Source organism: Flavobacterium sp. NRK F7 (genome assembly GCF_024054195.1).
Lineage (GTDB): Bacteria > Bacteroidota > Bacteroidia > Flavobacteriales > Flavobacteriaceae > Flavobacterium.
Genome location: NZ_JAMXLB010000001.1, coordinates 3,647,920 through 3,663,084 on the forward strand (window position 1 = coordinate 3,647,920; position 15,165 = coordinate 3,663,084).

Annotated in this window: 14 protein-coding genes and 1 pseudogene; all 15 read left to right on the forward strand. The window is 30.6% G+C overall.

Annotation, left to right across the window (positions count from 1 at the left end):
- Positions 1 to 61 precede the first annotated feature (61 nt).
- A complete protein-coding gene (nth, locus tag NHF47_RS16725) occupies positions 62 to 541 on the forward strand; it encodes an endonuclease III (protein WP_252765996.1) in 480 nt (159 codons plus the stop codon).
- Positions 542 to 569: 28 nt separating this feature from the next.
- The gene (locus NHF47_RS16730; RefSeq protein WP_252765997.1) at positions 570 to 734 is read left to right on the forward strand and encodes a hypothetical protein; all 165 of its coding nucleotides are present in this window, start codon (positions 570 to 572) and stop codon (positions 732 to 734) included.
- A 167-nt stretch (positions 735 to 901) separates the two neighbouring features.
- Complete coding sequence (locus NHF47_RS16735) at positions 902 to 1,426, forward strand: hypothetical protein (protein ID WP_252765998.1); 525 nt, start codon at positions 902 to 904, stop codon at positions 1,424 to 1,426.
- 171 nt (positions 1,427 to 1,597) lie between these two features.
- Positions 1,598 to 2,449, forward strand: coding sequence for a hypothetical protein (locus tag NHF47_RS16740; protein ID WP_252765999.1), 852 nt, complete (start codon positions 1,598 to 1,600; stop codon positions 2,447 to 2,449).
- 158 nt (positions 2,450 to 2,607) lie between these two features.
- On the forward strand, positions 2,608 to 3,141 hold the full coding sequence (gene xrtK, locus NHF47_RS16745) for an exosortase K (protein WP_252766000.1): 534 nt from the start codon (positions 2,608 to 2,610) through the stop codon (positions 3,139 to 3,141).
- Positions 3,125 to 5,950 carry an MSEP-CTERM sorting domain-containing protein gene (locus tag NHF47_RS16750; RefSeq protein ID WP_252766001.1) on the forward strand — a complete coding sequence of 942 codons (2,826 nt, stop codon included), beginning with the start codon at positions 3,125 to 3,127 and terminating at the stop codon, positions 5,948 to 5,950. Before xrtK ends, NHF47_RS16750 begins: the two co-directional genes overlap by 17 nt.
- Before the next feature lie 618 nt (positions 5,951 to 6,568).
- The gene (locus NHF47_RS16755) at positions 6,569 to 7,090 is read left to right on the forward strand and encodes a hypothetical protein (protein WP_252765626.1); all 522 of its coding nucleotides are present in this window, start codon (positions 6,569 to 6,571) and stop codon (positions 7,088 to 7,090) included.
- Positions 7,091 to 7,279: 189 nt separating this feature from the next.
- Positions 7,280 to 7,879, forward strand: coding sequence for a DUF6624 domain-containing protein (locus tag NHF47_RS16760; RefSeq protein ID WP_252766002.1), 600 nt, complete (start codon positions 7,280 to 7,282; stop codon positions 7,877 to 7,879).
- 147 nt (positions 7,880 to 8,026) lie between these two features.
- Positions 8,027 to 8,911: a hypothetical protein gene (locus tag NHF47_RS16765; RefSeq protein ID WP_252766003.1), complete on the forward strand. Its 885-nt coding sequence runs from the start codon at positions 8,027 to 8,029 to the stop codon at positions 8,909 to 8,911.
- A gap of 184 nt (positions 8,912 to 9,095) precedes the next feature.
- Positions 9,096 to 9,746: a hypothetical protein gene (locus NHF47_RS16770; RefSeq protein WP_252766004.1), complete on the forward strand. Its 651-nt coding sequence runs from the start codon at positions 9,096 to 9,098 to the stop codon at positions 9,744 to 9,746.
- 189 nt (positions 9,747 to 9,935) lie between these two features.
- Positions 9,936 to 10,472: a hypothetical protein gene (locus tag NHF47_RS16775; RefSeq protein ID WP_252766005.1), complete on the forward strand. Its 537-nt coding sequence runs from the start codon at positions 9,936 to 9,938 to the stop codon at positions 10,470 to 10,472.
- 164 nt (positions 10,473 to 10,636) lie between these two features.
- Positions 10,637 to 11,212 carry a hypothetical protein gene (locus NHF47_RS16780; RefSeq protein WP_252766006.1) on the forward strand — a complete coding sequence of 192 codons (576 nt, stop codon included), beginning with the start codon at positions 10,637 to 10,639 and terminating at the stop codon, positions 11,210 to 11,212.
- A gap of 159 nt (positions 11,213 to 11,371) precedes the next feature.
- A complete protein-coding gene (locus NHF47_RS16785) occupies positions 11,372 to 13,246 on the forward strand; it encodes a DUF4919 domain-containing protein (protein WP_252766007.1) in 1,875 nt (624 codons plus the stop codon).
- Positions 13,247 to 13,258: 12 nt separating this feature from the next.
- The gene (locus tag NHF47_RS16790) at positions 13,259 to 13,768 is read left to right on the forward strand and encodes a hypothetical protein (RefSeq protein WP_252766008.1); all 510 of its coding nucleotides are present in this window, start codon (positions 13,259 to 13,261) and stop codon (positions 13,766 to 13,768) included.
- Positions 13,769 to 14,751: 983 nt separating this feature from the next.
- Positions 14,752 to 15,165 (forward strand): annotated as a pseudogene (locus NHF47_RS16795) (T9SS C-terminal target domain-containing protein); the annotation flags it as partial.

A 15,165-nucleotide genomic window follows, 5' to 3' on the forward strand; every position in this document is an offset into this window, starting at 1 on the left:
TTGATTTATTAGAGTTCAATAGTATATATTGAACTCTTTTTTTTATTAATTTTAAAGAAAAATGTTATTTACAGATTGGCAAGCTATTTTACAACCTCTTATTGAAAAATACAAAGATTACAAACATCCATTACATTTTAAAAACCCCTACCAACTTGTAATAATGGTCATTCTTGCTGCTCAAGATTCGGATGCCAATATAAATATTGTTTGCAAGCCTTTCTTTAAGACATATCCAGATTTCAAAAGTCTATCTATTACCACTTCTAATGATCTTGTGATTTATTTCTCAAGTGTAAAGAATTATCCCAATAAAATCAACTGGATTTTAGATACCGCTAGTGTTTTAAAAGACAAAACTATTCCTAAAAGACTAGATGAACTAGTTAAATTAAAAGGTATTGGTCGAAAATCAGCTAATGTTATCTTAAGAGAAACCCATCAAAAGCCAGAAGGCATTCTAGTTGACTTACATGTTTTACGAGTGGTGCCTCGATTTGGATTAACTCCACAATATAAAGACGCCAATAAAAGCATTTAAAGTTATATATGTTTCCGACGAGTACATTATGATTTATGACTATTTTGAAATTCCTAAAGTTAGTCGCCAAGGTTTATCTGGACTTTGTGATAGATTTACGAACGAAATTGGAGAATATTATAAAGCAACCGAAATCTATTTTGACGCTTCAAGATCAATGATTAGGCATGAAGAAATTATAAATAAGAAATAAATACTGGTGCTAACAGCAGTTAGCCTCAATGTCTTTGGTTTGGTTTTTCCTTCGGAAAAACCGCAGGTAGCCAAAATAATTTTATATTTGTTAAAGTTAGTCTTGAATCGCCGCCACTTAGGCTAGCTGCAAACCGTTATGTGGCATTTTAAGGACAGACAGTACGAATGAGAACACTATATAAAATATTAGGACTTGCTTTTATTGACTTTGGACTGATTTGGCTATGGGTTTACCAAATGGACCCAGACCCAAGTTTTTCAATAGGAATTATTCTTCTAGTCCCATTTGTTTTTGTTCTTAATCTAATTATTGCGGGTGTGCTTTTTTATGCGAAAAAGAAAGAGTATGCAAGAGTATTTCTTATAAACTCTGCGACAGCCTCAATTATAATGTTTTACTTATTTGGAAAAGGTATTGACAGACACCAAAATAGAAGATTAGAACAATGGACTTTTCAGAAAGCCGACACAACTTTTTCTTTGATAAGATGGAAAGAAACAAATGAATTTAGTATGACTTATAGCTTAAATCCTGGTTCTTCTTGGGGTTTCTTGGACGGACATTGTGTGAATGAAAACGGTATATGGATTTTAAAAGCGGATTCTTTAACAATGAAAATAGACAATGAAGACTTAATCGGTTTTAGAAACGCGACTGACACGATTAAAATGAAAAAAGTTGAGAGATAAAAGAACGCCACATAACAGCCGTTTTGCAAAAGCGGGGGTTTCGTGCTTCTATGACTGTGAAGTGCAAAATTCAAGCTTTGTGCATCTAATGAAGTTTGGTGCTAAAAATCCCCGCCTTCGCAAAGCGGCAAAACGTTATGTGTCATTTTAGCCGAACGAAAACAGAATTAAATGAGAAATATTCTCCTACTTTTTATACTTTTTTGTGGAAATTATATATTCTCACAAAACTTTGAAAATATAAGCAAAATTAAATTTTCATACATACACGGAGGTTCTTCTTGGGGGAAAAATGGAATTTACTCAAGAAGTGAAATATTTGAATTAACTAAAACTGAGAATGGAGATTTTAAAATTTCACAACATCTTAAAATAAACCAAAAAGTACACAATAAAGTCTTCTCAGAAGATTCAATAACAATAAATACATCAAATTATAAAACCATTCCAAAAAGTGATGTTGATTATCTTTTAACTTCACTAAACACAAACAAAGAAAACTTTACTGAAGAATTTTTAATACAAAATTTCACAAAACCAACTAAAAAAGAAATTTTAAAAATTGCAAAGCAAAATGGTGATAAAAACTATTTAAAAAATGATTACGACGAAAAAAATGATACTGAAAAAAAATATTCTGAAATTCAAAACTATAAATATTTTGATGAATATTTAAAACTTAACCAACCTATTTTAAATGTAATTACGTTAACATTTGATGCATGGAATAGTTTAGGAATTATTACTTTTTCAAAAGAAGAAACTAAATTATATGATTTAGATTTTCCTAAATATTGCGGACATCCGATTTCCGTAAATTATATCGAAATTAAAGAAAAGGATAAAAAAATAAATATCATAGAAAACAAAAGTTCTTCAATAATTAATTTAGATGTGAATTTAATTTTATTGAAAATATTACCAAAAAATACAAAATTAAGTGTAGAGTTAAATTTAAATAATATTCGAGATGAATATATAAATTGGTTTTTAGAAAATAAAAGAACCGAATTTGAATATTAAAAAGCGAACACACAACAGGCGTTTGGCAAGATTGCGAATTGTGTAATAAATACACGTTTATTTCTCGCAGGAAATTTTATCTTTAATAGAAAATAATCGGTTCCGAAGTTCGCAACCTCGCCAAGCGCCGGAACGTTACCACACATATTAAAAAGACAGTGCAGACAAACAAGAACATACCATATTATTTGACAGCAGTAGGACTTTTCATCTTGCTGAAATTTGTTTTTACACTTGCTGACAATAACGATTTGACTTTCCTTATAAAACCGACCGACAAACTTGTTGGACTTTTAACAGGTTCACATTCCGTGTATCTTCCAGACAGCGGATATTTTCACGAATACCTAAACATCATTATAGACAAATCTTGCTCGGGTTTCAACTTTTGGATATTAAGTTTCTTACTATTTACTTATTTGACTTTAAAGCATTTTGACAGGACTTTAAACAAAATCCTGATTATTCCGACTGCTTTAATTATTGCCTATCTGCTAACCATTTTTGTAAATACATCTCGGATTTTTGCTTCCATTGTTGTGCAGACACAAGTAAAAAACTTTTTTATGAAACAACAACATATTGTACACGAAGCCATTGGAATTGTGACGAATTTGACGTTTTTGATTTTGGCTTATATACTAATTGATAAATTATTAATCCACAAACGATACAATGCGAAATTTGCTTAATCCGAAATGGCTTTTTGTCATAAACACGCTACCGTTGGTCGTGCTGTTTTTCCTGTTCTTTGGTCAGTTCAATATTATTAAAACTTTATTAGAAGATAGCAGCATCCAACTTTGGAAATCTTTTGGTCTTTCACTAGGATTGCTAGGATTGCTCAATTTTGCTTACGCAGTTTATCTGACTTTAAAGAAAAAGAATGTTTCTGTATGGTTTGGCTTAATAGCTCTACTTTGCTACATACCATTCATTTACCTATACGGTTACCATTTAGACAAAATCATTCCATTTTCAATCCCTCAATGGATGGTTTCGGGCAACATCTTTTTATATGTTGGGACATTTCTAATGCCAACACTAGCCTATTCATTATTCGTTTTGGTTTCTCATTTTACACCTGAAAATAAAGAGCACAAAGCTTGGATGAACTTTTTAATTGCAATTGGAATTCCGATTGCAGGTTACATATTTACTCAAATCATTCTTCCATTATGGCAACCATTTGACAGGGACTTTAGCGTTCACGCAATGGTGATTCTTGTTATTACTGCTACTTTAGTTTTTCTTTTTTTCTTAATTCGGGGCGTTTTTATACTAGCGACCAAAAAAGCAGAAGTTTGGCAGAAATACCAATTAGCTTGGAAAATCCCAATTGCTATAGTGCTTCCATTAATAGGATTAGCAGTAAACAACGGACACCTATTTAATAATTTCGGACCGAGTGATTCAGGGATTTTTGGAGATTTCAATAATGCTTGGTTTTATATTCTTGCTGCTTTTAATGGCATATTGGTTTGCTTACCCAACCTTGAAAACAAACTATATCGACTACTTGTGTTCATCGGAAGAAGTGTAACATTTGCCTACACATTCTATTTCTTTTTAGTGTTTCTTCCCTTTTTGCCTTTATCAGTAATTGCAATTATTGCAATAGGGACAGGATTTTTAATGTTAACCCCTTTACTACTTTTCATTATTCAGATCAACGAGCTTTCAAAGGATTTTACTTATTTGAAAACACAGCTTTCAAAAAAACTCATCATCGGAATTTCGTTATTGAGCTTTCTGGTAATTCCCGCTTTTATCACCATAACATATTTAAAAGACAAAAGCGTTTTAAACGAAACCCTTTCATATTTATATAGCCCTGATTACTCAAAACAATACGAAATTGATAAAGTTTCGCTTCAAAAAACGCTTAATGTTATAAAAAGCCATAAAGACCACAGAGATAGCAGGGGTGGAATATTTGGCAATGGAATTCCCTATTTGTCTTCGTATTTCAATTGGTTGGTAATGAACAACCTTACTTTGTCTGACTCTAAAATTAACACCATTGAAAAAATATTTTTTGGCAAAACCTCCTTTGAGTTACGACCTGAAAATATCCAAAACGACAATGTTCAGATAAGTAATATTTCCACAAATAGCACTTACGATAAATCTCAAAATGCTTGGAAAAGTTGGGTTGACTTGGAAATAACCAACAAAAGTGGAAACACTTGGTTTTCTGAATATGCCACAACGATTAATTTACCCGAAGGTTGTTGGATTAGCGATTACTACCTTTATGTTGGTGATGTAAAAGAGCCAGGTATTTTAGCAGAGAAAAAATCAGCAATGTGGATATTTTCACAAATCCGAAATGAAAATAGAGACCCGGGAATTCTATATTATTTGACAGGGTATAAAGTGGCATTTAGAGTATTTCCTTTTGCAAAAGATGAAGTGAGAAAAACGGGAATAGAGTTCTTACATAGAGAGCCAATTACGCTCAACATTGACAACAACATAATTGAATTAGGAAACATTGAAGAAACCATTTATGAAAAGATTGAAACTGAAAACATAGCCTATGTTTCAGTCCAACAAAAACAAAAATTGAATTCTGTTAAACGTAAACCATATTTCCATTTTTTGGTTGACGCTTCTAAAAACCAAAACAGAAATTCAACCGATTTCATTAAAAGAATTGAACAAGTTATTGAAGCCAATCAACCACTTTCGGAACACGCAAAAATCAGTTTTGTAAACAGCTATGTAACTACCACTACTTTAGATAAAGATTGGAAAGAAGAATATAAAAATCAAACTTTTGAAGGCGGTTATTATTTAGACAGAGCAATAAGAACAACCTTGTTTAATGCTTATCAAGATAAATCGAAAACATATCCTGTAATTGTAGTAGTGACAGACAGTATTCAAAATGCTGTTTTTGACAAAGATTTTGCAGACTTAAAATTTACTTTTCCTGAAAGCGACTTGTTTTTCAATCTTGACAAGAAAGGAAATTTTAGAGAGCATTCTTTGACAGAAAACCCAATAAAAGAACTGCCTGAAATTCTAAGAGAATGTATGTTTTGTGAAACTGTTTTGGAATACAAGCTAACGGACAATTCGGTTGCCAACTTAGCGAACAATAATCAACCAAGCATCATTTTGAGAAAGGATATTTTTGAAGTTTCCGAAACAGAAATTAAAGAAAAGAATTGGCAATCTGCCTTGACAATGCAGGGACAATGGACTTCGCAAATCCTGCATCCTGAAATTTCAGACAAAGAATGGTTGAATATGGTAAAATACAGTTTCATATCAAAGGTAATGACACCTGTAACATCATATTTAGTGGTAGAGAACGAAGCACAAAAAGCAATGCTAAAAAAGAAACAAGAACAAGCTTTATCAGGAAACAAATCTTTAGACCTTGGAGAAGACACGCAAAGAATGAGCGAACCAAGTTTAATTCTATTGACAATCCTACTCGGACTTGTAATTTGGTATAGAGAAAAACGAAAACGACAATGGACGGAATAACAAGAAGTACGTGTGGTAACATCACCTATACGCAAGCAGGGGTTTCGTGCTTCGTAGGACAGGAAAGTGCTAACTTTAAAGTTCAGTTCTTCGTAGGAAGTTCAGTGGTTAAAATCCCTGCCTGCGTATAGCTGAGAACCGTTATGCAACAGTTTATAAAACAGAACCTAATTTATAGTATGACAGAAAAAAATTTTAAATACTCTACAATAAGTTTTATACTAATAAATATATGGACACTATATTTATTTTTTGGTTATTTAAGTGAAGAGAAAGGAATTTTTAATGGATTTGGTTTACTAATTGATTTTGTTTATAGTCAAATTTTTAATGTCGTATTTGGTTCATTATTATTATTAATAAGAGCGTATTTTTATTTTAGAAAAATTAATTCAAATCCATTAAAAATAAATTTCTTTTATATATTAAGCGGAATATTTAGTATAAATATTTTCATAATATGGTTATGTTCAATTATCCTACAATTTATTGAACTTGCTAATGAATTGACAACAATTCTTGGGGTTAGCTCATTATTAATAGGTTCTTTTATCATTCTTGATCTATATAAATTAAATTTCAAGAAATTGACAATTAACTAAACTCAAATCATAATAAATGAGAAAGGTTTTAAACTTCTTTTTGATAATATTTTATTCAATTTTTATTGCTGGATTATATGGAATACTTCATGACCAAATAACATATTCTATTTCTAATGAATATTATACATTATTCAAATTCGAACAATTTGGAATAAATAATTGGAACTTATCTAACGAAAGGTTGAAAGTTGGAATAATTGGATATTTGGCAACTTGGTGGGTAGGTCTCATTCTAGGTGTTATTTACGCAATAATTTCTTTATTTCACGATTCGAAAAAAACATTAAAAATAACTTTAAATTCAATTTTCTTAAATATTGGAATTACATTCATTTTTGGAATTTTAGGTTTCATTTATGGTTTTTTATTTTTAAACGCTGAAAAAATTAATTGGTATATTCCAGAACAAACAGAAAACATTCAAAGCTTCATAAATGTAGGATCAATTCATAACTTTGGATATATTGGAGGCTTTGTTGGTTTGATTTTTGGAATTTACTTCATGAATAGAAACTTAAGAAAAACCGTTGCATAACAGCCGTTTGTAGCAATTGCTAGACCTGGCTTGTGTTCGGAATTTTACTTCGTCAGTTCGCACTCTGTGCTCGGGTCTCCGGAAATTCCACGAGGAGTTTTGTACTTGTAATCTTTTGGCTTAAATTTACGCAACTGCTACAAGCGGCAAACCGTTATGGGCAAGTTTAACACGGCATAACCAACAGTAATGAACTACGAAGAAATAGCTGAACAAATAATTGGACTTAAAAATGCAGACTTGGAGTTTCGTGAAAAACTTATTCAAAGCGGACGACTGAGTGCGGGGTATAACGAAGAAATGGCTAATATACATAGCAGAAACGCAAAAATACTAGACGAAATAATCGACACAATTGGCTATCCGACAGTTGACAAAGTGGGAAAAGAAGCGAGTGAAGCAGCTTGGTTAGTTATTCAACATTCTATTGGAGAACCTAACTTTATGAAAAAATCTGCGAAATTATTGAAAGTGGCTGTTAACGAAAATAAAGCAGACCCAAAGGGCTTGGCATATTTAACCGACCGAATAGCCGTTTTCGAAGGAAAACCACAACTTTACGGAACTCAATTTGATTGGGACGAAAATGGAGAAATGAATCCTAATAAATTTGACGACATAGTAAAGGTAAATCAAAGGAGGCAAGCTATTGGTCTTAACACGCTTGAAGAACAAACTGACATTATGAAAGAAAGGGTAAAAAATGAAAATCAAAGACCACCAAAAGACTTTGAAGTAAGAAAACGGGAAATCGAGAAATGGAAAAAAACTGTTGGTTGGACAAAATAAAAACCAGCCCATAACAATGGCTATAAGTAATTGCTTGTTCTTGCTTACTTCTGAAAATCCTTGCGGATTTTCAGTTTGGTGTACACTTGTAAAGTTAAGTGCTAAACCACGCAACTACTCATAGCCGAGACCGTTAGCGGTAACCGTATGAAGACGACACTACACATATTAACAATCGGAATTTTAATAACACTTGTTTCGTGCGGACAAATAAACGAAAAGAAGAATATTCCTGTGGCTACAGCCGACACTTTGCAAACAAGTATCGATAAAAAAGAAAAGGAGCGTTTAGAAAGAAGAAAGGAAATGGAAGAGCAAGACTACGCTGACAGTATTCGTCTTGACAAGGTTTTACAAGACGCTTTGAAAATTGCAAACCAGAATATCAGTAAAGACAAGTTTATTAAGAAGTATGAAGTTTCGCCTGACAGTATTCCTGTGAGTGTAGAAATTAATTTAGACTACCATTTTACAAAGACAAATTCTCATCTTATAATAAGGAGAAACGAACCAAGTGCTATTTATATTGACATCTATACAAAAGGTGAAAGTAAATTTGAAAAAGTAGTATCTCACGAACAATGGACTATGACTTATGTTAACGACACAATTCAAGACATTAATGGTGACGGACTAAATGATTTTGTTGTAAACTGGTATGGTTCTTCAGGATGTTGCTTAAAGGCATTCAGCAATGTTTATCTTATACGACAAGACAAAAAAGCATTTTCAGAGAACTTTGAATTTATAAATCCAACTTTTTCACCCAAAGAAAAAATAATTAGGGGCGTTTGTTATGGACATCCAGGCGAAACAGAAATGTATAAATACAAATGGAACGGAGAAAAAGTGGACACGTTGGAATATGTTTCATACGAAAGAAACGAGAAGGGAAAAACTGGAAAGATTATAATTTCAACAGATAGACCATATCGTGACAAATTCAAAACAATAAAAGTTTTAAATTCGGTGCCGACAGAATATAAGAAAATTGAAGGTTATGACTGGTTTACAGGAAACGGATATGAGTAAACGGCTAACCGCTAACAGGCGTTTGGCAAAAAAGCGGGTTCAGTGCTTAAATGAGGCTTTGTGCTTCGTATCAAGTTCAGTGCTGGCAGACAGTTTAGTGCTTCGAAATCCGCTTCTTCGCCAAGCGCCAAAACGTTGTGCGTCATTTTGGATGAACAAGAAGGAGAAATAAAAACATTAATTTATGGGTTGGAAAATATCTGCAACATTTATAAAAGATGCTGGAAATCTTGAAATAAACGATGACTTAATTAAATCTTTAGGTTTTAAAGATTTTGAATATATTGAGAAAACAAATTTCAATGAAAATCCAGAAATTGGTGAACTTTATGTTTCAAAATACAATAATCATCTTTTGATTGCAAATGCGGACCTAATTTGGGAATTTACCAAACCAAATATTTCTAAAACAGAAAAAACTTTTATTGAAAAATTTCCGAATACCGAAATTTACTCTTTGTCTTTAGGTGGCGGAACTTATTTTAGTCTAATTGAAAATGGAAAAAAGATTCGACTAATGGAAGTTGGTGATGAAATTTACCAAGATGTTGGAGAATTAATTCCTGAAGAGATTTATTTGAAATCTGAAAATTTATTTGACGAGGATAAACTAGAATTAATGAAGAATGAATTAACAGAAGAAGAATTTGAGCAACAGCTTCAATCCAATTTAGCATATGAAACTGCATTTGAGTTGACAAAAAGATTTTTCGGAAAAAGATATGATGAACTTGACATTAAAGATTACGAATTTGAGAGCCTAAAATACAGAAACTTTCTAATAGATAATGTCCAAGATTACGGAATAAAAGCCGAAATGCAATTCGAAAAATAAAAACGAACGCACAACAGCCGTTTGGCAAGATTGCGAATTTTTAGGTAAATTCACGTTTACGTTTCGCAAGAAATTTATCTTAACCGAAAGTACTCGGTTACGAAGTTCGCAACCTTGCCAAGCGCCAGAACGTTGTGCATCAGTTTCGTGAAACTCATAAAATTCAAAAAATAATTTCAATAGTAAAATATGAATTTAAAATATAAATTAAAGGAAAATGATTACTTACAAATGCAACTATATTTTTTAAAAGAAAGTAATGATTTAAGAAAAATAATAATTAAAAATCTAATTGCTTGGTTTACTTTTTTTCTAATAATTATTTTAATTCTATATTTTAGCAATCAAAAATTAATAGTTGTAATATTTGCAATTGCTTCAATTATTGTCTTGATTGTAAATCCTATTCGAATTAAAGACATATACTTTGAGAAATTAAAAGAAGAATCTAAAACTTATGTTAATAAATCCAATCAATTAATTTCTGTTGAATTTTCAGATAACTATATCTTTATTGATAGTGTAAAAAAACAAACTAAAATTAATATTTCTGAAATTGAAAAAATAATAGAAACAAACCAACATTTTTTCATAAAATTTATACTTGAAGTTATAATAATTCCGAAAACTGAAATTGATAATCAAGATTTTCTTAAAAAAGAGTTATTAAATTTAACTAAAAAACTTAATATTGAATTAGAAAATCAATTGAATTGGAAATGGTAAAAAACCGAATATACAACAGCGGTTTGCTTCAATGGCTACTTCCGGATTTTCCGTAGGAAAATCCGCTGCTCAATGGAATGTTTTGTTATATTTGTAATGGCTTGGTGTTGGTGCAACGCCACTGAGAGCAAGCCTCAGAACGTTAGCAGTAATAATACTAAACTATGCACATAAAACTATTTCTTCCAATTTTATTAATATCTTTTTTGTCGTGTTCAAAAGTTAAGAATGAAGGGATAACGTTTTGCGAGATCCAAAAAAAATCATCAGATAGTATTATTGCTGATTTAGATGAAAATAATAAAGTAGTTCGAATCTATAGCTTTTTAAACACTCCTGAAAAACCCATGAAAGAGATGATTACTTTTTTAAGAAATGGTGAAATAGATTCTTCAAAAAGCACTTTTTTAGAGATACGAAATAAGGACATGTATTTTCATTCTCCGTATGCCAAAAACTCTCGAAGATTTGTCAAATTTTTAGGAAATGATTCTATTAATGAAAACTTTAATAATTTTTCCAAGGTAAAATTGGACTCCATGTTTTTTAATAAAAAAGGGATAATTAAAAATTATAAAAATGTTATGGCACAAAGAGGAAAAATAGTTGAAACTGTATTTCTTGATACCATAATCGAAAAAGACAAGGAGAATCATACAATCATAAGAACGATAGAATATTATATTGATATTAATAATTTATTGATAAATAAAGTAGAGAAAATAAAACAGAAAAATTAATTACTACTGCTAACAGCGGTTTTAAGAAATTGGGGGTTGAATATTAAATGGAATAGTCTTTTTGTATATTTGGCTTCAGTCCTAATGGAATGGTTTGGGAACAAAAATCCCCAACTTCTTAAAGCCGGCGGGACGTTAGCACCAATATTGCCGACCATCATGAAACGATACGTACTTTTATTATTAGTCCTATTCTTCTTTGAAATTTCATTTGCTCAAGATGAAATCAGTATCAACTTCGACGAGATAAAATCGAGAGTAGAAAATGTAAATTCAGAAAGCTATTATCCAAAACTTCTCAAAAGATTCAATGAGTTTGATAATACATTAACAGTAGAAGAGAATGCATTAATATATTATGGTTTTTCATTTCAAGAAGATTACTTAAAAAATCAGCCTAGAGAAGAACAACTGATAACCTTTGCAAAAAATAATGACTATGAAAGTGTTGTGAAAGAAGCTCTAAAAATCCTAGAAAAAAATCCAGTTAGCTTGCGTGGTAATGATGAATTAGCTTATGCCCTATATAAATTGGGTAAGCCTGAATCTGAATGGAAGAAATATCAAAAAAGATTTAGAGATATTAGAAAAGTAATTTCTTTAAGCGGGAATGGTTCGAGCTGTGAAAATGCATTTAAAGTTATATATGTTTCCGACGAGTACATTATGATTTATGACTATTTTGAAATTCCTAAAGTTAGTCGCCAAGGTTATGCAACCACCTCGCCACAAGGATTTAAGGATGGAGCAAATAATAATACTGAATATGGTTATGATGATAATGGTAATATGACCCGTGATGATAATAAAGGGATTACCAAAATTACATATAACCATTTAAATTTGCCAACAGAAATTGTTTTTGGAACCAATAAAATTGAATATCTTTACAATGCTACTGGACAAAAAGTAGTTAAAAAAGTAACAGAAAATACAGTAGTAACAACTACTACTTATTTAGCAGGAGGTTTTCAATATGAAAACAGTGTTTTAAAGTTCTTTCCACAAGCAGAAGGTTATGTAAAAAAAGAAGGGAGTAGTTACAAGTATGTGTTTAACTATACAGATCATTTAGGAAATATACGATTAAGTTATAGTGATGCAGATAACAGTGGTAGTATAGCTATCGATGAAATTGTAGAAGAGAATGAATATTATCCTTTTGGATTAAAACATAATACTTATCCTTCTTCGAATGCATACCAGTATAAATACAACGGTAAGGAGTTGCAAGACGAACTAGGATTGAATATGTATGACTACGGTGCACGAAACTACGACCCTGCTTTAGGTAGATGGATGAACATTGACCCTTTGGCAGAGTTGTATAGAAGACATACTCCTTATGCTTATGCTGTTAATAATCCAGTCTTCTTTATTGACCCTGACGGGATGAGAGTTAGTTATGGTGATTTTATTGATAATGCTGGAAATGATGAAAGTGATGAAAGTGATGGTGATAAGGATAAAAATAAAAATAAATCAATTGTAAATAATATAAAGAGATATATAGATGGTTTATTGAGTGGTCTTACAGATTATTTTTTAAATGAAGGTCCTGAAGATCAATTAAAAGATACAGGAATGTGGAATACTCCTAAATTTAAAGAGTCTAGAGCCAAAAGTAAATATAAATATTCTAGTAAATTAACTTCTGATGAAAAGCACGAATTTTATAAAAAAGGGGTAAAGCATGGTGCTATCTTAGGTATTATAATTGAAATTGCGGAACCATCACCTATAGGTGAATTTAAAACAGGAGGAAAATTATTAATAAAAACATATGATGACTTACTTATAGCCGGGGGTAGATTTTCTACTGGAAAAACAAAAGTTGCTGAAAACATCTTGATAGGTAATATTGATGATGTTTATAAAATAATTACTGAAGGTGGTGAATTGACAACTAGAGGGGCTCATAAAATGATTGATGGAACTATAATACATCTTCATAAATCAACTTCAACACAACTAGCAACGATTACAGTACATCAAGTCGGACAAAAATTAAAAAAGATAAGGTTTAATAATTAATTTATATATAAAATGAAATTAAATAATCAACTTTTTATTACAAATAATCCTATTACTTCAGATTGGGTTAATTTAAGTGAGTTTAGTTTAAGTATGGATATAGATGATTTTAATATATTAGATTTTTTTAACTCAGATCATTATAAAAATGATTTTCTTAATCAAGTATTAAAAAACAGTAATAATGACTTACACTTAGAACCAATGTTTATTGGTAATAAATTAAAAATGTCAAAGTTTAAGATTTTCAATTATACTGAGCTAATTTCTTTTTTAAAAAATTATATGTCAGATATTGAAGTTTGGGGTGAAGATTTTAATTCTAATTTCTTAAAAATTTATAATAAAGTTTATAATTATTTTGATTGCATAAATATATTTTATGTGTTAGATAAAGAGGATTTTAATGAGGAAGATGAAGAAGTTTCAAATGATTTCATTTTATATGATTATTATTTATTGATTTTAGGGGTTGATACTTCAAATAGAAAACTCTTTACTTTTGAATGGGCTTCTGATTAGGCTTATGTATAAAAACCCAATAGCGCGGAAATGTTTTCCGTGCCCACAAAGTAGCTAAAATAAAAACACTCTGTTAAAGAGTGTTTTTTTTAATTTAAACCTAAAAGCTATTCTTTACAATCTAATAGCTTTGATTAATAAGCCCAAAGGTTATAATTATAAGCAAAAAGCTATTATTTATAACCTAAAAGCTATTAATTATAAGCTAAAAGCTTTGATTAATAACCCCAAAGGTTATAATTATAAGTAAAAAGCTATTATTTATAACCTAAAAGCTTATCACTACAAACTTAAACCTTCTATTAATAAGCTAAAAGGTATTCATTTGAAGCAAAAAGCGATTCATTAGAACCTCAAAGCTATTTTATATACTCTAAAAGCGTATAATTATAAGCACTGAGCTATTCTTTAAAATAAAAAAATATATCCACTAGATATCATAAAACCACTCTATAACGGAGTGGTTTTTTATTTATTATTCGAAAGTGCATTTTATTTCCCAATACAGAAATTAAAATATTATGTATATAAGGTGTTTTTAATATAGAGATACAAGTGAGGTACAAAAATAATTTAGGCGTGCTAATTTTTGTTTTTCATTTTTTTGTCACCTCCTTACCATTGGTTATTTCTCTTGTAATATATTTTTAAAAATACGAAAATCCGTAAAACAACTCATTTTTAGACTTTAATTTTATGATATAAAAAATTGTTTTTAACATAAATTACAGTTTTTCTGTAAACACAGTTAAATGTAAAATATTCCTATTTTTTAAAAAATGGCTAGACTATTTTTGCCGCAGAAAAAATAAAAGTCTTTTAACCAACCTTTTAGCTTTTTTACTACTCTATAGTGTAGAGAAATTCAAAAAGTACGTATTTATACGTAACAAAAAGTATGAAAAATACGTATAAATACGTATTGACAACTATAGGTAAGAAGACCTAGTTTTGTACTCGAGTAAAAATTACATGCTATTCTTATGATAAAAAAATCCTCATTCTTTGGGTTTACCTTTCTTTTGGTAAGCTCATTTACTTATGCCCAAGACATCCTTTGGGAAAAAACCTACGGAGGCAAACATGCCGAATTTTTGTACGATGCAATTCCTACACCAGATTATGGATTTATTCTGGCAGGAAGTTCTATTTCTGGTAAAAACGGAAATAAAGAAGACCACAACAAAGGCGATTTAGATTATTGGCTTTGGAAAATGGACGAAAAAGGGAACCTCGATTGGCAGAAAAGCTTTGGAGGTAACCAAGTCGATTTGTTGCAAAGTATTGCCATTACTAGCGATGGTGGTTTTATATTAGGAGGTACTTCTTCTTCTAATAAAGGCATCGATAAACGAGAAGACTGCAAAGGTCAGGAAGACTTTTGGGTGATTAAATTA